The 24959-nt window shown below is 70.8% G+C and carries 19 protein-coding genes; 13 read left to right on the plus strand and 6 right to left on the minus strand.

Annotation, left to right across the window (positions count from 1 at the left end):
- Positions 1-123 precede the first annotated feature (123 nt).
- Positions 124-426 carry a YchJ family protein gene (locus ACFQ2V_RS10600; protein ID WP_386052660.1) on the plus strand — a complete coding sequence of 101 codons (303 nt, stop codon included), beginning with the start codon at positions 124-126 and terminating at the stop codon, positions 424-426.
- Here ACFQ2V_RS10600 and ACFQ2V_RS10605 read toward each other — a convergent pair.
- The gene (locus ACFQ2V_RS10605; protein WP_386052661.1) at positions 322-1326 is read right to left on the minus strand and encodes an EamA family transporter; all 1005 of its coding nucleotides are present in this window, start codon (positions 1324-1326) and stop codon (positions 322-324) included. The genes ACFQ2V_RS10600 and ACFQ2V_RS10605 overlap by 105 nt on opposite strands.
- 74 nt (positions 1327-1400) lie before the next feature.
- Between ACFQ2V_RS10605 and ACFQ2V_RS10610 the strand changes: the two genes are divergently transcribed.
- Positions 1401-2315, plus strand: a complete 915-nt coding sequence (locus ACFQ2V_RS10610) for a LysR family transcriptional regulator (protein ID WP_386052662.1) — start codon at positions 1401-1403, stop codon at positions 2313-2315.
- Here the strand turns inward: ACFQ2V_RS10610 and helR are convergent.
- Both helR and ACFQ2V_RS10620 read right to left on the minus strand, forming a co-directional pair.
- Positions 2312-4468 carry an RNA polymerase recycling motor ATPase HelR gene (helR, locus tag ACFQ2V_RS10615; protein WP_386052663.1) on the minus strand — a complete coding sequence of 719 codons (2157 nt, stop codon included), beginning with the start codon at positions 4466-4468 and terminating at the stop codon, positions 2312-2314. The genes ACFQ2V_RS10610 and helR overlap by 4 nt on opposite strands.
- Positions 4469-4551: 83 nt before the next feature.
- A complete protein-coding gene (locus tag ACFQ2V_RS10620; RefSeq protein ID WP_386052664.1) occupies positions 4552-5739 on the minus strand; it encodes an acyltransferase family protein in 1188 nt (395 codons plus the stop codon).
- 128 nt (positions 5740-5867) lie between these two features.
- On the opposite strand from ACFQ2V_RS10620, the gene aspS reads away from it, so the two are divergent.
- Positions 5868-7703: an aspartate--tRNA ligase gene (aspS, locus tag ACFQ2V_RS10625; RefSeq protein ID WP_386052665.1), complete on the plus strand. Its 1836-nt coding sequence runs from the start codon at positions 5868-5870 to the stop codon at positions 7701-7703.
- A gap of 97 nt (positions 7704-7800) precedes the next feature.
- Here the strand turns inward: aspS and ACFQ2V_RS10630 are convergent, their stop codons facing one another.
- The 3 genes from ACFQ2V_RS10630 to ACFQ2V_RS10640 form a co-directional block, all read right to left on the minus strand.
- The gene (locus ACFQ2V_RS10630) at positions 7801-8382 is read right to left on the minus strand and encodes a DUF427 domain-containing protein (RefSeq protein WP_386052666.1); all 582 of its coding nucleotides are present in this window, start codon (positions 8380-8382) and stop codon (positions 7801-7803) included.
- 148 nt (positions 8383-8530) lie between these two features.
- Positions 8531-9325, minus strand: coding sequence for a GNAT family N-acetyltransferase (locus ACFQ2V_RS10635; protein ID WP_386052667.1), 795 nt, complete (start codon positions 9323-9325; stop codon positions 8531-8533).
- On the minus strand, positions 9322-11517 hold the full coding sequence (locus ACFQ2V_RS10640; RefSeq protein ID WP_386052668.1) for an MMPL family transporter: 2196 nt from the start codon (positions 11515-11517) through the stop codon (positions 9322-9324). The genes ACFQ2V_RS10635 and ACFQ2V_RS10640 overlap by 4 nt, the downstream gene beginning before the upstream one ends.
- 20 nt (positions 11518-11537) lie before the next feature.
- Here ACFQ2V_RS10640 and ACFQ2V_RS10645 point away from each other — a divergent pair, with 20 nt between their 5' ends.
- The 10 genes from ACFQ2V_RS10645 (at position 11538) to ACFQ2V_RS10690 (ending at position 24954) form a co-directional block, all read left to right on the plus strand.
- Entirely contained in the window at positions 11538-12938 is a 1401-nt protein-coding gene (locus tag ACFQ2V_RS10645; protein ID WP_386052669.1) for a replication-associated recombination protein A, read from the plus strand.
- Between the two features lie 328 nt (positions 12939-13266).
- Complete coding sequence (locus ACFQ2V_RS10650; RefSeq protein ID WP_386052670.1) at positions 13267-14295, plus strand: ABC transporter permease; 1029 nt, start codon at positions 13267-13269, stop codon at positions 14293-14295.
- Between the two features lie 71 nt (positions 14296-14366).
- The gene (locus tag ACFQ2V_RS10655; RefSeq protein WP_386052671.1) at positions 14367-16148 is read left to right on the plus strand and encodes an ABC transporter substrate-binding protein; all 1782 of its coding nucleotides are present in this window, start codon (positions 14367-14369) and stop codon (positions 16146-16148) included.
- A 113-nt stretch (positions 16149-16261) separates the two neighbouring features.
- Positions 16262-17248, plus strand: a complete 987-nt coding sequence (locus ACFQ2V_RS10660) for an ABC transporter permease (protein ID WP_386052672.1) — start codon at positions 16262-16264, stop codon at positions 17246-17248.
- Positions 17245-18315 carry an ABC transporter ATP-binding protein gene (locus tag ACFQ2V_RS10665; protein ID WP_386052673.1) on the plus strand — a complete coding sequence of 357 codons (1071 nt, stop codon included), beginning with the start codon at positions 17245-17247 and terminating at the stop codon, positions 18313-18315. The genes ACFQ2V_RS10660 and ACFQ2V_RS10665 overlap by 4 nt, the downstream gene beginning before the upstream one ends.
- A complete protein-coding gene (locus tag ACFQ2V_RS10670; RefSeq protein WP_386052674.1) occupies positions 18312-19364 on the plus strand; it encodes an ABC transporter ATP-binding protein in 1053 nt (350 codons plus the stop codon). Before ACFQ2V_RS10665 ends, ACFQ2V_RS10670 begins: the two co-directional genes overlap by 4 nt.
- A gap of 250 nt (positions 19365-19614) precedes the next feature.
- Complete coding sequence (gene alaS, locus ACFQ2V_RS10675; RefSeq protein WP_386052675.1) at positions 19615-22287, plus strand: alanine--tRNA ligase; 2673 nt, start codon at positions 19615-19617, stop codon at positions 22285-22287.
- A complete protein-coding gene (gene ruvX / locus ACFQ2V_RS10680; protein ID WP_386052676.1) occupies positions 22284-22796 on the plus strand; it encodes a Holliday junction resolvase RuvX in 513 nt (170 codons plus the stop codon). The genes alaS and ruvX overlap by 4 nt, the downstream gene beginning before the upstream one ends.
- The gene (gene mltG / locus ACFQ2V_RS10685) at positions 22793-24046 is read left to right on the plus strand and encodes an endolytic transglycosylase MltG (RefSeq protein WP_386052677.1); all 1254 of its coding nucleotides are present in this window, start codon (positions 22793-22795) and stop codon (positions 24044-24046) included. The genes ruvX and mltG overlap by 4 nt, the downstream gene beginning before the upstream one ends.
- Entirely contained in the window at positions 24040-24954 is a 915-nt protein-coding gene (locus ACFQ2V_RS10690) for a shikimate dehydrogenase (RefSeq protein WP_386052678.1), read from the plus strand. The genes mltG and ACFQ2V_RS10690 overlap by 7 nt, the downstream gene beginning before the upstream one ends.
- Positions 24955-24959 lie beyond the last annotated feature (5 nt).

The following is a 24959-nucleotide window of genomic DNA, read 5'->3' on the forward strand; positions in this document are numbered from 1 at the left end:
CCTTCGGCCGGGCCCGCGCCACCTCCGCCGGCGCCTGCCAGTGTGGCAGCGGCACGGCATACGTCGGCTGCTGCGGTCCGCTGCTCGCGGGGGAGCTCACCGCCTCGACGGCCGAAGGAGCTGATGCGATCGCGCTACACCGCGTTCGCCACGGGCGACGTCGACCACCTGGTGCGCACGTGGCACCCGCGCACCCGGCCCGACGAGCTCGTCGTCGACGCGTCGATGACCTGGACCGGACTGACCGTGCTCAGGACCGAGGCCGGAGGGCCTGACGACAGCGAGGGCGTGGTCGAGTTCGTCGCGAGGTTCGAGGAGGCCTCAGCCGGTCGCGGTGGTCGTGCGACCGCGGGTCGTCTGCACGAGGTCAGCCGGTTCGCCCGTCGGGCCGGTCGGTGGGTCTACGTCGACGGCGACCAGCGCTGAAACCTCTCCGGGCAGGCCGATGGTGGCCTCCCGCCGCCCGCGGCGCAGCACCGCGACGGCGACCCCGGCGAGAAGCACGAGCCCGCCGACCAGCTCGAGGGCGTGCGGGCGCTCGTCGTAGACGAGGGCAGCCGCGGCCATGCCGAACACGGGAACGAGCATCGCGAACGGCGTGACCCTCGCGACCGGGTGACGGCTGAGCAGCGTGTTCCAGATGCCGTAGCCGACGAGGGACGAGAGGTATGCCGTGTAGGCGGTCGAGAGCACGGCCGACCAGTGGACGTGGCCGAGGGCGCCGCCCAAGGCTCCGGGTCCCTCGAAGACGAGGGAGAGGGCGACCGCGGGAACCGGCACGACGAGGCCGGACCAGACCGTCACGCCGAGGCCGGAGCCCGGGCCGGTCAGCGAGCCGGCGCGGCGGGTCAGCACGTTGCCGACCGCCCAGGAGACGGCAGCGAGGACGAGCACGACGAGGGGCAGCAGAGGGGCCGTGAGCCCGCGACCGACCGCGATGGTGACCAGCCCGGCACCGCCGAGCGCTACCCCGACGCGCTGAGCCGTCGACGGCTTCTCGCGCAGCCACACGGAGGCGATGACGACGGTGAGCAGCACCTGCGCCTGGAGCACGAGAGACGACAGCCCCGGCGGCATGCCGAGGTTCAGCGCGAGGTACATGAGCGCGAACTGGCCCAGGCTCGTGAAGAGGCCGATGAGGGCGAGGTCGCGCCAGGGCAGCCCCGGGCGGCGCACGAAGAACACGGCCGGGACGCACACGACGACGAACCGCACCGCCAGGAAGAGCAGCGGCGGCACCGAGTCGAGCCCGGTTCGGATGGCGACGAAGTTCGTGCCCCAGATGAGGGCGACGAGGACGGCGAGGGCGGTGTCACGACGGCGCATGGCGCCCATCGTCCGTGAAACCGACCATTCACGTCCATCAAACTGTCGTGGGGTCGACTGTGTAGCATTGCTGCATGATCGATCCGGTCGCCCTGCGTTCGCTCGTCGCCGTCGAGGTCCACGGCTCGGTGGGGGCGGCGGCCGCGGCGCTCGACTACACGCCGAGCGCCGTGTCCCAGCAGATCAAGCGGCTCGAGGGACAGACCGGCGTCCAGCTGCTGGAGCGCCAGGGGCGAGGCGTGCTGCTCACGGAGGCCGGCCGCACCCTGACCGAGTCGGCCCGCGACCTGCTCTCGCACATGGAGCGCCTCGAGTCACGGCTCCACGGGGTCAGGGGCGAGGCGGTGGGCACGGTGCGGCTCGCGACGTTCGCGACGGCATACCGGGGCATCGTCGTGGGCGCGCTGGCCCGGCTGCGCGACCGCGCCCCGGCAGTCACGCTGCGACCCGACGAGATCGACCCGTGGGACGCCGTCGACGCGGTGGCGTCCGGATCGCACGACCTCGCCCTCGTGCACAACTGGGAACCGCTGCCGCTCGCGATCCCCGACCACCTCGAGGTGCGCCATCTCGGGCGTGACCGGGCGGACGTCCTCGTCGCGGCCGGGCACCGTCTCGCCGGGTCGACGAGCATCGGGGTGGGCGACGTGCTCGACGAGCAGTGGGCGAGCGTGGCGCCGGGCTCGATCTGCCACCAGTGGCTCCAGAAGATGTACTTCGACGTGGGGCGGTCCCCGTGCATCGGCCACGTCGCGCTGGAGTTCGCCACGCACGTGGCACTCGTCGCGGGGGGCGAGGCGATCGCCCTGGTGCCGCGGCTCGGTCGCGGACCACTGCCTGACGGTGTCGTCGCGGTGCCCATCGTCGACCCCGTGTCGGAGCGCACGGTCAGTCTGGTCTGGCGCCGCACGATGACAGCCAGCCCCGCACTGGCCGCCGTCACGGAATCCCTTGCGGCAGAGGGCTCCCGCGACCTGACGCCGATCTAGGTCGCGCTGAGCACCACGAGCTGCTGGGTGGCGCGCGTCATCGCGACGTAGTGGTCGACCGCGCCTTCGGTCCCCGTGCCGAACGTCTCTGGTTCGACGAGCACGACGAGGTCGAACTCGAGGCCCTTGGACAGCTCGGGAGTGAGGGACTGCACGCGGGGCCGCGGCGCGAACGACGGGTCACCGATGACGCAGGCCACGCCCTCGTCGTGTTCGGCGAGCCAGCGGTCGACGACGGCCTCGAGGTCGGTGCGCGACCCGTGCACGACGGGCACGCCGCTCCTTCGGACGGATGTCGGCACGTTCGCGTCGGGCAGGACCGCTCGGATGACCGGCTCGGCCTCGACCATGACCTCCTCGGGCGTGCGGTAGTTGATGCTCAGCGAGCTCATCGCGACACGGTCGAGCCCGATGCGGGCGAGCCGCTCCTCCCACGACTCCGTGAAGCCGTGCCGTGCCTGAGCCCTGTCGCCGACGATGGTGAGGCTGCGTGACGGGCAGCGCACGAGCAGCATCTGCCACTCGGCGTCGGTCAGCTCCTGGGCCTCGTCGACGACGACGTGCGCGAACGGGCCGGCGAGCAGGTCGGGGTCGGCGCCGGTGCCGTCGGTGTCGTCGAGCGCGGCCTGCAGGTCCTCGCCCCGCAGCATCGACATGAGGTGCATCTCTGAGTCGTCGGTCGCGATGAGGTGCTCGACGACCTTGGCCATCTCCTCACGCTCGGCGGCCACCGCGGCGTCGTGGCGCCTTCGCCGCTCGGAGACATCGGGGTCACCGAGCCGCTGGCGAGCCGCGTCGAGCAGTGGGAGGTCCGAGACCGTCCACGCGGTCGGGTCGCTCCGCTGGAGGGCGCGCACCTGCTGGACCGTCAGCGACGGGGCGCAGCGACGCAGGTACGCCGGGACCGTCCACAGGTCGCCGACGAGGTCGGTGGCCTCGAGCATCGGCCAGGCGCGGGCCAGCGCGGTGCGCAGGTCACGGTCGCGCCCGACGGCCGCCCGGATCATCTCGGGCGTCGCCTCCTCGTCGTCGTGCCGGTCGACGACCATCGTCACGAGCTCGTCCCAGATCAGGTCGCGAGCCTCGTTGTGCGGCGTGCCGGGGGAGGGAGCCTCGAACGCCGCGGCCCAGTCCTCCGGACCGATCCACACGTCGTCCCAGGGCGTCGAGACCTCGACGCGCTCGGTCGGCGGCTCCTCGTAGAGCCGGACCGCCGGGTCGATGGCCCGCACCAGCTCGACCGAGGCCTTGAGCCGGGCGACCTCCGGGTTGGGCTCCGGCGGCGCCGCCGCACCCTCGGGCACGAGGTCGCGAACCGTGCACGTCTGCACGCCCTCCTCGCCGAGGCTCGGCAGCACGTCCGAGACGTAGGCGAGGTACGGCTCATGGGGTCCGACGAACAGCACGCCGCCGCGTCGGTGCCCGAGGCGTGGGTCGGAGTAGAGCAGGTATGCCGTCCGGTGCAGCGCCACGACGGTCTTGCCCGTGCCGGGACCGCCGTCGACGACGAGCGGCCCGCGGGAGCCGGCCCGGACGATGGCGTCCTGGTCGGCCTGGATGGTGCCGAGGACGTCGCGCATCCGGGCGGACCGGTTGGCGCCGAGGCTGGCGATGAACGCGGACTGGTCGTCGAGAGCGGCGTGGTGGTCGATGCCGTCCTCGACGAAGACCTCGTCCCAGTAGTCGCCGACGCGTCCCCGGGTCCACCGGTAGCGGCGGCGGTTCGCCAGCCCCATCGGGTTGCCGTGGGTCGCTCCGAAGAACGGCCCGGCGGCGGGGGAGCGCCAGTCGACGAGCAGCCGCCGCCCGTCCTCGTCGGTCAGGCCGAAGCGGCCCACGTACACCGGCTCCGAGTGGTCGGCGTCGGCCTCGGCGACCATCCGCCCGAGGGTCAGGTCGATCCCGTAGCGGCGCAGGGCCCGCAGGCGGGCGGTGAGGCGGTGCACCTCCTGGTCGCGCTCGAGCGCGGCCTGGCCGTGGCCGGCGGGCGCACGGCGCACCGCGTCGAGCCGCTCGGACAGCTCGGTGACCGTCCGGTCGAGGCTGCGCGCGATGGCGGCGAAGTGCTCCTCGTCACCGGCGATGAGGTCGGGGTCGGACTTGTGCGAGAGGTGGGCAGGAAGGTCGAAGGCATCGGTGGTCAGTGGTGTCACGCGGGGCTCCGCTCGGTGTCGCGACCAGGGTGGACCGTGATTCTCGGCCACGACCGGGGCCTTGCCGCAAGGCCCCCCGTGCGCTATACGTTGGAAGTGGAGGGACGCGGTCCCTCCTTCTCCATGTCCGCCGCGATGTCCGCCGCGATGTCAGCCTCGATGTCCGGCGCGATGTCCGGCGCGATGTCCGCGCCGATGTCCGCGGCGTCCTCCTGCGCGTCGCGCGATGCGGCATGCGCCTGCTGCCGTGACGAGGGCTGGTCGAGTCGCAGACGGCCGCGCAGCCGCCCGACGGGAGCTTCGACGAGCACCCACGACAGCCACGACACGACCACGGCCGCGGTGATGAGCAGCAGGTTGCGAGGCGTCGAGTGCTCGCCGAGCAGCAGGCTGTTGATGAACGTCTGGTGCCAGAGGTAGAGCGCGTAGCTGATGGTGCCGAAGAAGACCATGACGCGTGAGCCCACGAGGCGGGAACGGCCCGTCGCCGCGGCGTACACGAGCCACACCCCGATCAGCGCGTACACGGCGCCGAGGGGTCGGAAGAGCGGGTGGTCGACCTCGAGGCTGCGGCCCGGGAACGCCGACACCGCGACCATGACGAGGAACGGGACGAGTGGGCTCGTGGCGGGCAGCTCCCAGCCGTGGCGTCGGACGGCCGCGAGCCCGAAGGCCAGCGCCACCCCGAGCAGCAGGGCGAACGCGTTCGTCTCGGTCGAGATGTCGAGACGGGCCTCGCTGCCCTGGGTCCACACCGAGTAGAACGTCGCAAGGCCGGCCAGGGCGAGGACGACGCCGAGCGCACGCGAGCGCAGCCAGGTCATGAGTCCGATGAAGACCGCGGGCCACACGACGTAGAACTGCTCCTCGACCGAGAGCGACCACAGGTGGTTGAGCACCCCGAGGTCGGTGCCGGCGATGCGCACCCAGTTGCCGACGTAGAACAGTGAGGCGAGCGCCGCGACCGGGTAGCCGCCGAGGCGGTCGTCACCCGTGACCAGCAGCAGCGGCGGCACGAGCAGCAGGAGCAGCAGGAGGGCCGGCAGCAGGCGCAGGGCGCGCCGCCCCCAGAAGCGCCCCAGGCTGATCGACCCCCAGCGGTCCCACTCGCGCAGCAGCAGGCTGGTGATGAGGTAGCCGGACAGGACGAAGAAGAGCGTCACGCCGGACAGGCCGCCCCAGCGGACGGGCAGGCCGGAGTGCGAGGCGACGACGAGGAGGATGGCGAGCCCTCGGACGCCGTCGAGGTCGCGGCTTCGGCTGTGCTGCACGCGGACAAGGCTAGGGGCGGACCCGGTCTAGGATGAAACCTCGGTGCCGCACGCCGACCGCGTGCGAGGCCACCCGAACACCAGCGGCCCCACGCGTCGCACCCCACCCGTCCTCGGAAGGATCCTCCGTGCTCCGCACTCACGAGGCCGGCACGCTCCGTGCCGGCAGCCATGGTCATGTAGGCCAGTCAGTTGTCTTGACCGGCTGGGTGGCGCGACGCCGCGACCACGGTGGGGTCGCGTTCATGGACCTTCGCGACGCCTCAGGGGTGGTCCAAGTCGTCGCTCGTGACGAGGTGCTCGCCGAGGGCGGCGCCCACGACGTGCGCAACGAGTACTGCGTCAAGGTGACGGGCGAGGTGCGCGAGCGTCCCGAGGGCAACGCCAACCCCGACCTGCCGACCGGCGACGTCGAGGTCATCGTCACCGAGCTCGAGGTTCTGAACGCCGCAGCGCCGCTGCCGTTCCAGATCGACGAGCGCGTCACGGTCGGCGAGGAGGCTCGCCTCAAGCACCGCTACCTCGACCTGCGCCGTCCGGGTGCCAGCTCGGCCGGCTCGGCGATCCGCCTGCGCTCCAAGGTCAACGCGGCCGCTCGCAAGGTGCTCGGTGGGCGTGACTTCGTCGAGATCGAGACCCCAACCCTCACGCGGTCGACGCCCGAGGGCGCTCGCGACTTCCTCGTGCCGGCGCGCCTCGCGCCGGGCTCCTGGTACGCCCTGCCGCAGAGCCCCCAGCTGTTCAAGCAGCTGCTCATGGTCGCCGGCATGGAGCGCTACTACCAGATCGCCCGCTGCTACCGCGACGAGGACTTCCGCGCCGACCGCCAGCCCGAGTTCACGCAGCTCGACATCGAGATGAGCTTCGTCGAGCAGGCCGACGTCATCGAGCTCGGAGAGGCCATCGTCCGCGAGATCTGGTCGCTGATCGGCGTCGACCTCACCACGCCGTTCCTGCAGATGACCTACGCCGAGGCGATGGCGCGCTACGGCTCCGACAAGCCGGACCTGCGCTTCGGCAACGAGCTCGTCGAGTGCACCGACTACTTCTCCGAGACGACGTTCCGGGTCTTCCAGGCCGAGTACGTCGGCGCCGTCGTCATGCCGGGCGGCGCGAGCCAGCCGCGCAAGCAGCTCGACGCCTGGCAGGAGTGGGCCAAGCAGCGCGGAGCCCGCGGTCTCGCGTACGTCCTCGTCCAGGAGGACGGCGAGCTCGGTGGCCCCGTCGCCAAGAACCTCACCGACACCGAACGTGCGGGTCTGGCTGCTCACGTCGGCGCCCAGCCCGGCGACTGCATCTTCTTCGCCGCCGGCGCGACGAAGCCGAGCCGGGCTTTGCTGGGCGCCGCCCGCCTCGAGATCGGCCGGCGCTGCGAGCTCATCGACGAGGACGCCTGGAGCTTCCTCTGGGTGCTCGACGCGCCGCTCTTCGAGCCGGCCGCCGACGCCACGGCGTCGGGCGACGTGGCCCTCGGCTACAGCGCCTGGACGGCGGTGCACCACGCGTTCACGTCGCCGAAGAAAGAGTTCGAGGACACCTTCGACATCGACCCCGGGTCGGCACTCGCCTACGCGTACGACATGGTCTGCAACGGCAACGAGATCGGCGGCGGCTCGATCCGTATCCACCGTCGCGACGTGCAGGAGCGCGTCTTCCAGGTCATGGGCATCTCGCAGGAGGAGGCCCAGGAGAAGTTCGGCTTCCTCCTCGAAGCCTTCCAGTTCGGTGCCCCGCCGCACGGCGGCATCGCCTTCGGCTGGGACCGCATCGTCTCGCTGCTGGCTCACACGGACTCGATCCGTGACGTCATCGCCTTCCCGAAGTCCGGTGGCGGCTACGACCCGCTGACGGCTGCGCCGGCGCCGATCACCCCGGCCCAGCGCAAGGAGGCCGGGGTCGACGCGAGGCCTGCCGAGAAGACCGAGAGTCCCGAGAAGACCCGGAAGGCGGCTGCGAGCGCCTGACGGCGCCCACGGACGCCGCGAGGCGGACGAGGCTCAACGCGTACGGATGCCGCCCACCCGGCTCGGGTGGGCGGCATCCGTACGTGCGCGTGGTGCCTCAGGCGTCAGCAGGGCGTCGGCGGGTGATGCCGTGCTCGCGGACGCCGTCGACCGTTGTGACGGTGCGCTCGGCCCAGAAGCACAGCAGGTCGCGGACCGGCTCGGCATCCCGCAGCGGGCTCCGGTAGCACGACGCGATGTCGCGGCCGTTCTCGCCCGCCGCGCTGAGGTACGTGGCGTGCCCCTTGTACGCGCACGTCGTCCTCGTGTCGCTCGGGACGAGCAGCTCCGTGCGCACGTCGTGGGTGCTGTGCAGGACGTCGATGCGCGAGAAGGGGTCGCGCGGGCCGATCACCGGCTCGTCCTCCTCGAGCCAGTCGTAGCAGCCGAACGGGAGCAGCACGTGCCCGTCGACACCATCGCCCTCGAGGGCGATGGCCCCGTCGGGGAGGCGCCCACCCAGCGCGTCCCGGGGCACGGCGTACTGCGGGACGACGTGGCGCGGAAGCCACACCACCAGCGCCTCAGTCGTGTCGCGGACGAGCGCTCCGGAGCGGCTCGCCCGCAGCCGTTTGGCGGTGGACGCGTAGCGCAGCTGGTCACGCTGTTCGCGTTGCTGGGAGCGCAGGTCGATCGTCATCCCTCCGGCATCCTCGGGGCTTGTCGAGGCCGACAAGAGCGTGACTTCGCCCGACGTCGGCCACGGGCGTAGCGGCGTCGGGCAGGACGAGCAGGAGAGGCCTCGACGTCGTCGACTGCGAAGTGCACCTTCGAAGAGCAGACACCCGTCAGCGTCCGATGACCACGGGGCGGCTCGACCAGGCGCAGACCTGCTCGTAGCCGAGGGAGAGGTAGAGACGACGCGCGACGTCGTTGTGGGAGTACATGCCCAGCGTGCACACGCCGGCCTCGACGACGGCCAGTCGGGTCAGCGCACCGACGATCGTGCGGCCGAGCCCCCGCCCGCGCTGCCGCCCGTCGACAGCGACCGACGAGAGGTGCGGTGCGTCGGCCCGGGTGGTGCCCAGGGCGGCAACGGCGACGAGCGGGCTGCCGGGGAGCCGTTCGCTCCCGTCGTGGCCTGCCGGCGCCTCGAGGCCGAACCAGCGCTCGCCTCCGCCCGGCCCGGTGTCGGCCGTGGGGGAGTGTGCCTCGAGGAAGGCGCGCACCTCGTCGGCGCGAGCCACGTCGTCGATGGGTCGCACGAGGTCGTGCGACGGGTCGGCTGGAGGGGACGTGGTCGTGTGGAACCACTCCCAGTCACCGCCGTCGAGCACCCGGTACCGCTCGCGCAGAAGTGGTTCGAGATGCTGGGGAACGCTGACGGAGAAGGCTTTTCGCGCCGGATCGACCTCGTCAGCGATCTGCGGGAGGGCATCGAGGAGGGTGGCGACACCCCGTTCGTCGCCCATGACGTTCACGGTCCGACGCATGGTCTTGCGGGTGCGTTGGAAGGCGACGGCGCCAGGGGTGGTCCACCACGTGTCGGCGAGCTCCTCGGTGACCTCCCAGCGGACGAAGGGATGGTCGCCCGTCCGGCGCAGCAGCTCCGCGAGCCCGTGCCCGGTCAGCACCGCGGTCACTCGGTGATCCCGAACCGGTCGTGCAGCCGGCGCAACGGGGCCGGCGCCCACCAGTTCCAGCGCCCGAGCAGCGTCATCGTGGCGGGCACCAGCAGCATCCGGACGAGCGTGGCGTCGATGGCGACCGCGGCGACGAGAGCCAGACCCATCTGCTTGATGATGAGGATGTCGCCGGCGACGAAACCCGCGAAGACGATGACGATGAGCAGAGCGGCCGAGGTGATGATGCGACCGGTGCGCTGCAGTCCCAACGAGACGGCGCGGTCGTTGCCGGCGCCGTGCCGGTGGAACTCCACGATCCGCGAGAGCAGGAAGACCTCGTAGTCCATCGAGAGCCCGAAGCCGAACGCGAGCACGAGGAAGGGAACCATCGACTCGACGGCCCCGACCGACGAGAAGCGGAGCAACCCCTCGAGGTGGCCGTCCTGGAAGATCCACACGACGACGCCCAGGGCGGCGCCGAGCGAGATGAGGTTGAGCAGCAGGGCTTTCACCGGCACGACGACGGAGCCGGTCATGAGGAAGAGCAGCACGAAGGTGCCGAGCACGACCAGCCCGACGGCATACGGGGCACGCGCCGACATGGAGTCGAGGAAGTCGATCTGGCCGGCCGCCTGCCCGGTGGTCAGCGTCTCGAACGGGGTCGGGCTGTCGCGCACGGCGGTGACGAGCTCCTGCGCCTGGTCGGAGGTGGGGCCGCCCGCCACTCTCAGGTCGACCCGCTGGTGGCCTCCGCCGAGCGGCTGGACCGTGACGCTCTCGACCCCCGGGGCGGTGCGGAACCCGTCGGCCCAGGCGGTCACCGCGCTCCTGTCGGACGAGGCAGCGACCACGGTCACCTCGGGGGCCGTGAGAGCGGGGTAGTCGCGGGCGAGGTCCTCGAAGAACACGCGCTGGTCGGCACCCTTCGGGAGCAGCTCGGTGCCCGACGAGGTGAGCTTCATGGACAGCGTCGGCAGGGCCAGCGTCACGAGGACGACGACGACCGCCGCGATGACGACGACGGGTCGGCGCTGCACGACGTGGGCGAGGCGGGAGAAGAGACCGACATCGGACGGGCGCTCGATCGCCTTGCGCGAAAGGCGCTTTGCGCCGATGACGCACAGCGCCGGCACGAGCGTGATCGCGACGACCATGGCGACGAGCACGATGGAGACGCCGGCGACCCCGATGGCGCGCATGATCGACGCCTCGAAGGTCAGCAGGCCGGCGAGGGCGATCGCGACCGTCAGGCCCGAGAACAGGACGGTGCGGCCCGCGGTCGCCACGGTGCGTTCGGTCGCGTGCGCGACCTCCTCGCGCGTCGGCACGTCGTGGGCCCGGTGTGCGAGCTCCTCGCGGAAGCGGCTCACCGTGAGCAGCCCGTAGTCGATGGAGAGCCCGAGACCGAGGAGCGTCACGATGTTGACCACCGTCGCGTCGAGCTCGACCGCGTGCGAGAAGCCGAAGAGCGAGAGCAGGCCGCCTCCGATGGCCACGACCGCGCCGATGATCGGCATGCCGGCCGCGACGAACCCGCCGAAGACGAACACCATCACGAGGAACGTGAGCGGTAGGGCGATGCCCTCGCCGCGCAGCAGGTCGCGCTCCACCGTGCTGGTGATGGCCGTGATGACCTTGTCCGAGCTGCCCAGCCGGCCGGTGGCGTCCATCGCGTCGGGCACGGCGAGCAGCGCCTTCTCGGCGGCGGCCTCCGCGGTGTCCTGGGCCTCGCCGTCGAGGTCGGGCTCGAAGTCGACGACGGTCACGAAGCCGCCGGCGCCGGGGGAGCCGCCCTCGAGGAGGGGCGCCACGGACGGGTCGGTGGGTCCGCCGGGCGCGAGCAGCGGCGAGCGGACGGCCTTGACACCAGGGACCTTCGCGAGCGCGCGGGTGCGTTCGACCCCGGCCGCCACGACGTCCGGGTCGCCGAGGCGCGCACCCGAGACCTGCATCGTCAGGGTGCGCAGCGTCGGGCTGCTCTCGGCGATGACGTCCTGGGCGCGTGAGGCCTCGGAGTCGACGGTCGGGGCACCGGAGTGGAGGCGCTCGAAGAGCGTCTCGCCCGTGGCGCCGCCGACGGCGACGGCGAAGCACGTGACGGCCACGACGACCCAGGCCAGCAGCCACCACCGCGGGTGTCGGGCGACGAGTCCTCCGAGGCGGCCGAGCCGGGTGGTCGGTCCCGGGCCGGAAGGAGAGGGGTTCAGCACGCGGATAGCCTTCCACAGTGATGTCGAACAGCACCGAGGACCTGTTCGGGGCGGCCTCCGCCGCCGAGCGCGGTGACCAGCCGGCCTCGGCCGGCGTGGCCCCTCTCGCCGTCCGCATGCGCCCCCGCACCCTCGACGAGGTGCGCGGCCAGGGCAAGGTGCTCCGTCCCGGGAGCCCTCTGCGGCGGCTCATCGAGGGTTCCGGGGGTGCGGCCGGACCGCTGTCGGCGATCCTCTGGGGTCCGCCCGGCACCGGCAAGACGACGCTCGCGCACCTCGTGGCCACCGTGGCCGACCGTCGTTTCGTCGAGCTGTCGGCAGTCACGGCCGGCGTCAAGGACGTACGGGCGGTCATGGACGCAGCCGTCCGTGAGCGCGACCTCTACGCACGCCAGACCGTGCTCTTCCTCGACGAGATCCACCGCTTCACCAAGGCCCAGCAGGACGCGCTGCTGCCCGGCGTCGAGAACCGGACCGTCATCCTCGTCGCCGCGACGACCGAGAACCCGTCGTTCAGCATCATCTCGCCGCTGCTGTCCCGGTCGGTCCTCGTCACGCTGGAGTCCTTGTCCGACAAGGAGGTCGGCGACCTGCTCGGCGCCGCCCTGACCGACGAACGCGGCTTCGACGGAGCCCACACGCTCGACGCTGATGCGACCGAGCACCTGGTGCGCATCGCCGGTGGCGACGCGCGCAGGGCCCTCACGTCACTCGAGGCCGCGGCGGGCGTCGCGCTCGACGCGCAGCCGGCCGGACGCCTGTCCGACGAGCCCGTCGAGATCACGCTGGCGCACGTGGAGCAGGCCGTGGCGCAGGCGGCGGTGCGCTACGACCGGGCCGGCGACCAGCACTACGACGTCGCGAGCGCGCTGATCAAGTCGATGCGCGGCAGCGACGTCGACGCCGCCCTGCACTACCTGGCGCGGATGCTCGAGGCAGGGGAGGACCCGCGCTTCATCGCCCGGCGCATCGTCATCTCGGCCAGCGAGGACGTCGGGATGGGCGACCCCACCGCCCTGCAGACCGCCGTCGCAGCCATGCACGCCGTGGCGCAGATCGGGATGCCGGAGGCGCGGATCATCCTCGCCCAGGCCGTCGTGCACAACGCCATGGCCCCCAAGTCCAACGCGGCATACCTCGGCATCAACGAGGCCATCGCCGACGTACGCGCGGGGCGGGGGGGCGTCGTGCCCGCGCACCTGCGGGGGAGCGGGTACGCCGGCGCCGAGCGGATCGGTCACGGCAAGGGCTACGTGTACGCCCACGACGAGCCCGACGGCGTGGCCGCCCAGCAGTACCTGCCCGACGACCTGCACGACGCGGTCAGCTACTACCGACCGACCGACCGCGGCTTCGAGGAACGACTCCGGGCGCGTTGGGAGTGGCTCTCGGGACGGCTGGGCCGCACACGTCGGCAGTGACGCGCCCGCCCCGTTCGACGGCGTCGGGCATCAGCCGCGGCGGGTGTCGACGTGATGTCGTGAGGGTGTCGTGGGGGTGTCGCGAGGGGCGTTTGTTTCGGGTGCTCCGCGTGTGGACGGACATTGTGTGGCCCAGGGGGGTGCTCGGTAACGATTTGTCATCCATGCACGTCTCGATGCTTGGACACGGCGAGTCTCTGTGGCAGGCTCACGACGTCCCGGCGGGGGTGGAGCAGCGACGCTCTGGTCTCCTACGGGGACGGCACGGGTGACGAGAACCCCGAGCCAGATGTGATCCCACCAGGATGGAGACAACGCGTTGAACGCCATGCCGGAGCCCTCAGCAACCGCGCTGACCGAGGCATCCGATGAGAAGCCTTCGACGACGACGCAGCACCAGGAGAAGCGCACCGGGCGTTCTCCGGGCCAGGTCGCCTGGTCACGGCTCAAGCAGGACAAGGTCGCGATCTTCTGCTTCGTCGTCATCATCTTCTTCGTCCTCCTGGCGATCTTCGCCCCCCTCGTCGTCTCGCTCCAGAACGTCGACCCCATCACGAAGAGCAAGGCCACGGTCGACGCCGTCCACACCGAGCTCGTCGACTTCAACGGCCTCCCCGAGCAGGGCTCCAGCTCGGCCCACTGGCTCGGGGTCGAGCCCCGCCTCGGCCGCGACCTGTTCGCCCGGTTCGCCTACGGCGCCCGCCCCTCGCTGGTCATCGGGTTCGTCGCGGCCGCGGTCTCGACCATCATCGGCGTGACGCTCGGGCTGCTCGCCGGCTACCTCGGCGGCGTCGTCGACAAGGTCATCTCCTGGGTCATCGACTTCTTCCTGTCGCTGCCCATCCTCATCGTCATCGTCGCTGTGGTGCCCCTCATGCAGAAGAGCATCCAGGGCGACGGCAACCTGAGTGCCGAAGAGACCTCCAACCTCCGCTTCTGGGTGCTGATCGTCGTTCTGTTCATCCTCGGGTGGATGGGCCTGGCCCGCCTCGTGCGAGGTGAGGTCAAGAGCCTGCGTGAGCGCGAGTTCGTGCAGGCGGCCCGCGCCATCGGCGTCCCGACGCGAGGCATCCTCTTCCGAGAGATCCTGCCCAACCTCGTCGGCCCGATCATCGTCTCGGCGTCGATCGCCGTCCCGGCCTACATCACCTACGAGGCCACCCTGAGCTACCTCGGCGTCGGCCTCGTCGAGCCCACCGCGTCCTGGGGTCGCACCATCGCCGACGCCCAGACCCTCTTTGCCACCTACCCCCTGTGGTTGTGGCCCTCGGTCATCGGCCTGTCGCTGCTCGTCCTCTCGCTGAGCCTGCTCGGCGACTCGATCCGCGACGCCTTCGACCCCACCAGCCGGCGATGACCCCACCCGGGTCTCGGTCAACAGATGTTCCCGGCAAAACGCCGGGACACGCACAAAGGGAGCAAACAACAATGCGCTGGACCAAAGTCCTGACCGTGGGGGCCGCGGCCTCCCTCGGCTTCGTCGCAGCTTGCGGCGCGCCGGCTGCCAACAACGGCGGTACCGGTGGCACCAACGGCGCCGGCAACGGCGGCGCCGTCGAGGGCGCCTCGGCCGGCCTCATGCCCGACGCCAAGGGCCCCGCTCCGGAGATCCCCGGTGCCAAGAAGGGCGGCATCCTCACGGTTGCCAACTCCGGCGTCCCGGCCACCATGGACCCGAGCGACGAGTTCTACCAGGACTCCGCCGTCATCTTCTCGCTGTCGCACCGCGCGCTGACCACGTTCACGCAGCGCGACGGCAAGACGGTCCTCGTGCCCGACCTCGCCACCGACCTCGGCAAGGCTTCCGAGGACGGCCTGACCTGGACCTTCACGCTCAAGGACGGCATCAAGTACGAGGACGGCACGCCGGTCAAGGCCGCCGACATCGCCTACGCCGCCAAGCGCTCGTTCGACCCCGACCTCGCCGCGAACGGTCCCACCTACCAGCGCGAGTTCTTCAAGGGCGGTGCCGACTACCAGGGCCCGTTCAAGGGTGACAAGAACTGGAAGGGCGTCGAGGCTCCCGACGACAAGACCGTCGTCTTCCACCTCGAGAAGCGCTTCGAGACGCTTCCGTACTTCGTGTCCTTCAACCAGTTCACGCCGATCCCCGAGGCGAAGGACAAGAAGGCCGACTACAAGCTGCACCCGCTGGCCACCGGCCCGTACATGTTCGACAAGTACACGCCCGGCTCCGAGCTCACGCTCAAGCGCAACCCCAACTGGGACCCCGCCACCGACCCGGCCCGTCACAACTACCCCGACGGCTACGACTTCAAGTTCGGCGTCGACACGGTGAAGACGCAGACGGCCATCCTCGCCTCCAACGGCACCGATGCCACGACGCTCAACTGGGAGGGCATCGACTCCTCCCTCATCTCGCAGATCGAGGGCGACAAGAAGTCGCAGTTCTCCGAGGGCCCGTCGTCCTGCGTGATCATGGTCAACATGGACGCGACGAAGATCCCGCTGCCCGTGCGCAAGGCGATCGCCGTCGCCTACCCGTTCGACTCGATGCACAAGGCTGCCGGTGACACGACGCACTCGTTCACGCCGGCCAGCACGATGATCCCGCCGCAGATCCCCGGCTTCCAGAAGTACGAGGCCGAGGCTGCCCCCGGCTTCAAGATGAACGGCCAGGGCGACGGCGACCCCGCCAAGGCCAAGGAGATGCTCGCCGCGGCCGGCTACGGCCCCGACAAGCCCTTCGAGCTCATCTACTACTACACGAACGACGACGACACGGCTCAGAAGGCCAACCAGGTCCGCAAGCAGAAGCTGCAGGCTGCCGGCTTCAAGGTCACCGACCTCGGTGTGCCCAACGCGGAGCGCCGCAAGCTCATCGGCAAGCCCAAGGGCAAGTACAACATGCTCCAGGGCCCGCGCGGCTGGTGCTTCGACTGGCCGTCCGCCGACTCGATCATCCCGCCCACCGTCGGCACCATCGCCCTCTCGCAGGGTGGCACGACGTTCGGCAACTTCTCGGACGCCAAGATCGACGCCGAGATCAAGCGCATCCAGCAGCTCTCCATCACGGAGCAGGGGCCGGAGTGGGCCAAGATGGACAAGTGGCTCACGGAGAACTACCTCCTGGCCATCCCGGACTACTACGACAAGGGCAACCAGGTCTTCGGCACGAAGGTCAAGAACGTCCACAACAACCCCAACAAGGGCATGCCCGAGATCACCTCGATCTGGATCGACCAGTAAGAGGCAGTGACATCGCCCCCTCGGGGCGGTACCACTGAACTGATAGCCGCGGTGGGGGTCCGGGATGTCCCGGACCCCCACCTACGGCGCCCACCCCGTTCGGAAGGCAACCCGTGCTCACCTACATCCTCAGGCGCCTGGCCCTCGCCCTGAGCGTCATCCTCGCCACGTTGGTCTCGACCTTCGTGCTGTTCTTCGCCGGGCCGGGAGACCCCGCCCAGGCGATGTGCCCGGAGAGCCGGTGCACCCCCGAGCGGCTGGCCCAGATCACCCGGAGCCTCGGTCTCGACAAGCCGATCGTCAGCCAGTTCACCGACTACTTCCAGGGCTTGATCGCCGGCCGTGACTTCGTCTACGCGGGCGACACGGTGCACTGCGGCGCCCCCTGCCTCGGCTTCTCGTTCGTGACCCGTCAGTCGGTCAACGACGAGCTCTTCTCGCGCTTCCCGAACACCTTCGTGCTGGCCCTGATGGCCGCCGTCATCTTCGTCGTGGTCGGAGTATCGAGCGGTATCTTCGCCGCCACCCGCCGCGGCACCCCGGCCGACCGCATCGTCGTCGGAGTCTCGCAGGTCATGGGCGCCATCCCGTACTACGTGCTCGCCCTGCTCACGGCCCTCTACCCCGTGGTGCTCTGGGGACTGCTGCCGCAATACTCGCCCCTCTCGAGCGGTGTCGGCCCGTACGTCGTGGGCATGATCGCCCCGGCGCTCATCCTCGGGCTCGTCACCTCGTCGCAGTACACCCGCTACACCCGCAACTCGATGCTCGACACCTTGTCGATGGACTACATCCGGACGGCCCGGTCCAAGGGCATCAGCGAGCGCACCGTGCTGTTCAAGCACGGCTTCCGCGCCGCGATGAGCCCCATCGCCACGATCCTTGGCCTCGACATGGCCGCCCTGCTCACCGGGACCCTCATCACCGAGCAGATCTTCGGTGTCGACGGCATCGGCAGGCGCACCATCACGGCCTTCCGCGCGCTCGACCTGCCCGTGATCATGGGTAGCGTGCTCATCGGAGCAACGGTCGTCGTGCTGATGAACCTCCTCGTCGACATCGCGTACTCCTTCATCGACCCGCGAGTGAGGCTCTCGTGACCGCGACCGCGAACACCATCTCGACCCAGACGGCAGAGGCGCGTGACGCCGGCGACGTCGTCCTCGACGTCAACGACCTGTCCGTCGCCTTCCCCACCGAGGAAGGCGTGGTCCAGGCCGTCTCCAACCTGACCTACCGGGCCCGTCTCGGGCGCACGCTCGCCATCGTCGGTGAGTCCGGCTCGGGCAAGTCCGTGAGCAGCATGGCGGTGCTCGGGCTCCACAACCCGAAGCGCACCCGCATCACGGGCAGCATCAAGCTCGACGGCCTCGAGCTCGTCGGGGCCCCGCCCTCGACGTTCCAGAAGATCCGCAGCACCAAGGCTGCGATGGTCTTCCAGGACCCCCAGAGCTCGCTGCACCCGTTCCACAAGGTCGGCAAGCAGATCGCCGAGGCCTACCAGGCGCACAACAAGGTCAGCAAGCAGATCGCCTACAAGCGCGCGGTCGAGATGCTCGACCTCGTCGGCATCCCGAACCCGCAGCGCCGGGCCCACCAGTACCCCCACGAGTTCTCGGGCGGTATGCGCCAGCGCGCCATGATCGCGCTCGGCCTGGTCAACAACCCGAAGCTGCTCATCGCCGACGAGCCGACGACGGCCCTCGACGTGACGGTCCAGGCCCAGATCCTCGACCTCGTCAACGAGCTCCAGAAGGAGTTCGGCTCGGCGGTCATCCTCATCACGCACGACCTCGCGGTCGTCGCCGAGACCGCCGACGACATCCTCGTCATGTACGCGGGTCGCGGCGTGGAGAAGGGCAGCGCCAAGGAGGTTCTGGCGCAGCCGTCGATGCCCTACACGTACGGCCTGCTCCAGTCGCTGCCGTCGCACTCCGAGGACCTCGATGAGCTCAAGGCCATCCCGGGCACCCCGCCCAGCCTGCTCAACCTGCCGTCGGGCTGCTCGTTCCACCCTCGCTGCGTGTTCAAGGACCAGGTGTCCGGCGACGCCTGCTTCACGACGCTGCCCGAGCTGCGGCCGACGCCCGGCCTCAGCAACCGTGAAATCCGCTGCCACCTGGCCGACCCCGTGGCCACGCTGCAGCTCGACGAGGGAGCCCGATGAGCGACCAGACGCTGCTCAAGGTCACCGACCTCCAGCGCTATTTTCCCTTCCGTGAGGTGCAGGGGCTGAAGATGGTGCGGGCGACGGTCAAGGCCGTCGACGGCATCAGCTTCACCGTTAAGGAGGGCCAGACGCTCGGCCTCGTGGGCGAGTCCGGCTGTGGCAAGTCGACGACGTCACGTCTCGTGACCCGCCTCGACGAGCCCACCGGAGGCACCATCGAGTTCGAGGGGCGCGACATCACGCACCTCAAGGAGCACGAGCTGCGCGGCATCCGCCGCGACGTGCAGATGATCTTCCAGGACCCGTACTCCTCGCTGAACCCGAGGCACACGGTCGGCTCGATCCTCAGCACGCCCCTGCGGGTGCACGGCCTGCACAAGGGCAAGGAGAAGGCGCGTGTCCAGCAGCTGCTCGAGCTCGTGGGCCTCAACCCCGAGCACATCAACCGCTACCCGTCGGAGTTCTCCGGCGGCCAGCGCCAGCGCATCGGCATCGCGCGCGCCCTCGCGGTCGAGCCCAAGCTGATCATCGCCGACGAGCCGGTCTCGGCCCTGGACGTGTCGATCCAGGCGCAGGTGATGAACCTGCTGGCCAAGCTGCGCAACGAGCTCGACCTCGCGTTCATCTTCGTCGCCCACGACCTCGGCGTCGTGCGCCACTTCTGCGACCAGGTCGCGGTGATGTACCTCGGCAAGATCGTCGAGTACGGCGACAAGAAGAAGATCTACGAGGCCCCGGAGCACCCGTACACCCAGGCGCTCCTCTCGGCGGCCCCCGACATCAACGTCGCCCGCGGCATCGCCCCCAAGGAGCGCATCCGCCTCGTCGGCGACGTGCCGAGCCCGATCGACCCCCCGAGCGGCTGCCGGTTCCGCACCCGGTGCTGGAAGGCCCAGGACATCTGCGCCCAGCAGGAGCCGCCGCTGCTGACGGCGACGGCCGAGGAGTCCACGCGGAGCTTCCGCGAGGGTGGCGTCCACCTGCAGGCGTGCCACTTCCCGGAGGTCAAGACCGACCTGGTCGCCGAGGTCGGACACTCCGCCTGAGGCCTGGGCCAGAGCCCGTATGCCGCTGGGCCGGCTCCCGCACGGGGGCCGGCCCAGCGGCGTGCCCGGGGCAAAGGTGGTGGGACTCGCGTCACGTGGTCGGTTAGGGTTGTCGGCGTGATGGACACGAAAAGCACGGTGGTGGCGAGCGCGGCGGGACGAGCCCGCTGGGGGTCGGTCGCGCCCTGCTGACGCGCACGCCGACCCCGCCCCGACCCCACCAGCCCACGATCCACCTCGAGGACATCACATGGAAACCGCTGAGATCCGCCGTCGCTGGCTCTCCTACTTCGAGAGCAACGGCCACACCGTCGTCCCGAGCGCCCCCCTCGTGCACGAGGACCCCAACCTGCTGTTCGTCAACGCCGGCATGGTCCCGTTCAAGCCGTACTTCCTCGGCCAGGAGACGCCGCCGTTCGACCGCGCCACGAGCGTTCAGAAGTGCGTGCGCACCCTCGACATCGAGGAGGTCGGCAAGACGACCCGGCACGGCACGTTCTTCCAGATGAACGGCAACTTCAGCTTCGGCGACTACTTCAAGGAAGGCGCGATCGGGCTCGCCTGGGAGCTCATCACGCGCAGCCAGGCCGAGGGCGGCCTCGGGTTCGACGAGAAGGACCTCTACGCGTCCGTCTACCACGAGGACGACGAGGCCATCGCGCTCTGGAAGAAGGTCGCGGGGCTGTCCGACGACCGCATCGTGCGCCTCGGGCGCAAGGACAACTACTGGAACATGGGCGTCGCCGGCCCGGGCGGCCCCTGCTCCGAGATCCTGCTCGACCGCGGCCGCGAGTTCGGCGCCGACGGCGACTGGGAGGCGGGCGACCGCTACCTCGAGTTCTGGAACCTCGTGTTCATGCAGTACGAGCTCGAGAACGTCAGGTCCAAGGAGGACTTCGACATTGCGGGCGACCTGCCCAAGCGCAACATCGACACCGGCATGGGCCTCGAACGCGTCGCCTTCCTGCTGCAGGGCGTCGACAACATCTACGAGACCGACGAGGTCTTCCCGGTGATCGCGGCGGCCGAGGACCTCAGTGGTCGACGCTACGGCGCCGACCACGACGACGACGTGCGGTTCAGGGTCGTGGCCGACCACGTGCGCAGCTCCCTCATGCTCATCGGTGACGGCGTGACCCCGGGCAACGAGGGACGCGGCTACGTGCTGCGCCGCCTGCTGCGCCGTGCCGTGCGCTCGATGCGCCTGCTCGGCGTCGACGCACCGACCCTGGAGCAGCTGCTCCCGGTCAGCATGGAGCGGATGAAGGCCTCCTACCCGGAGCTCGAGACCGACTTCCAGCGCATCAGCCAGGTCGCGTACGCCGAGGAGGACGCCTTCCGTCGCACGCTGAACGCGGGCACGACGATCCTCGACACCGCGGTCAAGCGGGCGAAGTCGACGGGGTCGAGCACCCTCGGTGGGTCCGAGGCGTTCGCGCTCCACGACACGTACGGCTTCCCGATCGACCTCACGCTGGAGATGGCGGCGGAGCAGGGCGTGCAGGTCGACGAGGCCGGCTTCCGTCGGCTCATGGGTGAGCAGCGCGACCGCGCCAAGGCCGACGCGCGCGCGAAGAAGTCGGCGCACGGCGACACCAGCGTCTACCGCCGGCTGTCCGACGCGCTCGGTCGCCAGGTCGAGTTCACCGGCTACGACCAGACGGTCACCGACGCGCGCGTGCGTGGCCTCATCCGCGACGGCGCGATCGTCGACCGGGTGGGTCAGGGTGACGACATCGAGGTCGTGCTCGACCGCACCCCGCTCTACGCCGAGTCCGGCGGTCAGCAGGCCGACCACGGCCGCATCCGGCTGGCGAACGGCGCGCTCATCGAGGTGACCGACGTCCAGCGCCCGATCACGGGTCTCGTCGTGCACCGGGCCACGGTGCTCGAGGGTGAGGTGGGTGTCGGTGAGGACGCCGAGGCCGAGGTCGACGTCATCCGTCGTCGGTCGATCTCGCGGGCGCACACGGCGACCCACATGGTCCACCAGGCGCTGCGCGACGAGCTCGGCGACACGGCCACCCAGGCCGGTTCGGAGAACTCGCCCGGCCGGCTCCGTTTCGACTTCAAGTCGCTGCAGGCGGTGCCCGCCTCCGCGATGGGCGAGATCGAGGGGCGCATCAACGCAGTGCTGCTCGACGACCTCCCGGTGACCGCCGACATCATGAACCTCGACGCCGCGAAGAAGCTCGGTGCGATGGCACTGTTCGGAGAGAAGTACGGCGAGCGCGTGCGCGTGGTCTCCATCGGCGACTGGTCACGCGAGCTGTGCGTCGGCACGCACACGCCCCGCGTGGGTCAGATCGGTGTGGTGAAGCTGCTCGGTGAGAGCTCGATCGGCTCGGGCGTGCGCCGCGTCGAGGCGCTCGTCGGCGCCGACGCGTACTCCCACCTCGCCCGCGAGGCCACGATCGTCAGCCAGCTCACCGACACCCTCGGGGTTCGCCGCGACGAGCTCGCCGACCGCGTGGCCACGATCATCGGACGCCTGCGTGACGCCGAGAAGGAGATCGCGGCCGTGCGCCAGAGCCAGGTGCTCGGCGCCGCGACCGGGCTCGTGTCCTCGGCGCGCGACATCGGCGGGGTGACGTTCGTGAGCCACGACGCCGGCGACGGCGTCACGGGCGACGACCTGCGCAAGCTCGTCACCGACGTCCGCGGGCGCCTGGGCAACGACCGTCCGGTGCTCGTGTCGATGGCCGCGGTCAACAACGACCGGCCCGTCGTCATCGTGGCGACGAACCAGCGCGCCCGCGAGGCCGGCCTCAAGGCCGGGGCCTTCGTGAAGGTCGCCGCACAGACGCTCGGCGGCGGCGGTGGCGGCAAGGACGACCTGGCCCAGGGCGGTGGCACCGACCCCGCCATGGTGTCGTCGGCCCTCGGCGCCGTCGAGGACCAGCTGCGGCAGCGGGGCGCGTGACCGCGCCCGGCGCCCATCCCCGACGCGGGGTGCGCATCGGCGTCGACGTGGGCAACGCCCGCGTCGGGGTGGCCGCGTGCGACCCGTCCGGGATGTTCGCGCACCCCGTGCGCACCCTGCCCCGTGACGCCGAGGGCGACACCGACGTCGACGCCCTGGTGGCGCTCGTCGACGAGCTCGAGGCCATCGAGGTGGTCGTGGGCCTTCCCCGCCTGCTGTCGGGCGAGGAGGGTGAGGCTGCCCGGGTCGCCCGGTCGTATGCCGGCCGGCTGGCCACTCGACTGGGTACGGTGGGGGTGCGTATGGTCGATGAACGCTTGACCACCGTCGACGCGCACCGCAGACTACGCGACAGCGGTGTTCCGGGTCGCGGGCAGCGTGCCGTCGTCGACCAGGCAGCCGCAGTGCTCATTCTCCAGTCTGCGCTCGACACCGAGGCACGATCGGGAAGACCAGCAGGGGAGACCGTCTCGCCGGGGGGCAAACGGAAGAAGGAACGTCGTCGATGAAGGACCATCTCGAGACATCCATCTTCGGCGACCACGAGGAGCACCTCGAGCACCCTGAGCACGGTGAGCACTTCGACGAGCCGCACACCGCGCCCGCCCCGCTGAGCCGCCGTGAGCTGCGCGAGGCCGAGGAGGCCGCTCGCAGGGGTGGCCGCAGGGGCCGCCCTGCTGCAGCCGCCGGCGGGACCGGGGGAGGCGGGCGCGGTAAGCCCTCCGTCCTCCGGCGACTCGTCGTCATCGTGCTGGCCCTGGCGGTCATCGGTGGCGGCGTGGCCGTCGCCTACAAGGCGCTGCGGCCGGTCGTCGAGGGCTTCCTCGAGTCCAACGACTACCCCGGACCCGGCACGGGTCAGGTCACCGTGACCGTCAACGAGGGAGCGGGGGGCAGCGCGATCGCCAAGACCCTCGCCGAGCAGGACGTCGTCAAGTCGAGCAAGGCGTTCATCGAGGCCGCGAACAACGACCCGAAGAGCGCCGGCATCCAGCCGGGCATCTACCAGCTGAAGAAGCAGATGAAGGCGTCCGACGCCCTCGCGGTCCTCGTCGACCCGAAGAACCGCCTGATCACGCGCGTCGTGGTCCCCGAGGGCCTCTGGAGGGAGGAGATCTACGACCGGCTGTCCAAGGCGTCCGGCATCCCCGTCGCCGAGTACGCCGCGGCGGCCAAGAAGGTCGACGAGCTCGGGCTGCCGCCCTCGGCCCGCGGCAACATCGAGGGCTACCTGTTCCCGGCCAGCTACGAGTTCCCGCCGTCGACGTCGGCGCTCGACCAGCTCAAGGAGATGGTGGCCGAGTCGACCAAGCGGCTCGACGCGCTCGGCATCACGCCGGAGCAGATGGAGCGGGTCGTCACCGTCGCGAGCCTCGTCGAGGGCGAGGCGAAGACCGATGCCGACCGGGCCAAGGTCGCGCGCGTCGTCGAGAACCGCCTCGCCGGCAAGATGTCGCTCGGCTTCGACTCGACCGTCAACTACATCTTCCGCAAGCGTGGCGTCCCCACCCAGCAGATGCTCGACAGCGCGAGCGCCTACAACACGCGCAAGGTCACCGGGCTGCCGCCCGGCCCGATCGCCAACCCGGGCGAGGGCGCGCTCAAGGCCGCGGCCAACCCGGCCCCGGGGCCCTGGCTCTACTTCGTCACGGTCAACCTCGACACGGGCGAGACGAAGTTCGCCGCGACCTACCCGGAGCACCAGCGCTACGTCGCGGAGTTCCAGAAGTGGTGCAGCGACAACAAGGGCAAGTGCTGAGCGAGGGGTCCGCCGTCCACCGCTGCGCGGTGTGGGGCAGCCCCGTCGCGCACTCGCTCTCCCCGGTCCTGCACCGTGCCGCCTACGCCGCGCTCGGTCTGACCGACTGGGACTACGCGCGCCGCGAGGTCGACGAATCCACCTTCGCCGACGCGCTCCGCGGGCTCGACGGCTCGTGGCGCGGCCTGTCGCTGACGATGCCGCTCAAGGAGGTCGGCCTTCGCGCTGCGCGCACCGTCACGCCGCTGGCCGAGGCCACCGGGGCCGCGAACACCCTCGTGCGGGCCGCCGGCGACCCCACGGCGTGGACGGCGCACAACACCGACGTGCACGGCATCCGGATGGCACTCGGGCTCGCGGGGTGCGCAACGCCCTCGAGCATGCTCGTCGTGGGCTCGGGCGCCACCGCCCGGTCCGCCCTCGCCGCCATCGAGCCGCCCGGCGGGCGGGTCGTCTTCATGGTGCGCGACCGCGTGCGTGCCGAGACGCTCGCCCAGGCCAGTGCCGCCGGGATGGCGGTCGAGGTGGTGCCCATGGGTCGGTGGCAGGCCGCCGACGACGTCGACGCCGTCGTCAGCACCGTCCCGCCGCTGTCCGTGGCCGGGCTCGACGAGCTCGCTCACCCGCTCGCGGCCGGCGACGCCCGTGGGCCCGTCGTCCTCGACGTCGTCTACGGGTCGGGCCGCACCCCGCTGCAGCGGGCCGCGGCCGCGCGTGGCTGGCCCGTCGCCGCGGGCACCGACATGCTGCTGCACCAGGCCACCGAACAGGTCCGTCTGATGACGGGGCTGCCGGCCCCCCTGGCCGCCATGTCGGACGCCCTGCAGCAGGCCCTGGCCCAGCGCGCGCAGACCGCCCCCACGACCGGTGCGGCCCGGCCGTCCGGCACCCCGGACCCGGCTCGGTGATCCCG

Source organism: Terrabacter terrigena (genome assembly GCF_042676085.1).
Classification (GTDB): domain Bacteria; phylum Actinomycetota; class Actinomycetes; order Actinomycetales; family Dermatophilaceae; genus Terrabacter; species Terrabacter terrigena.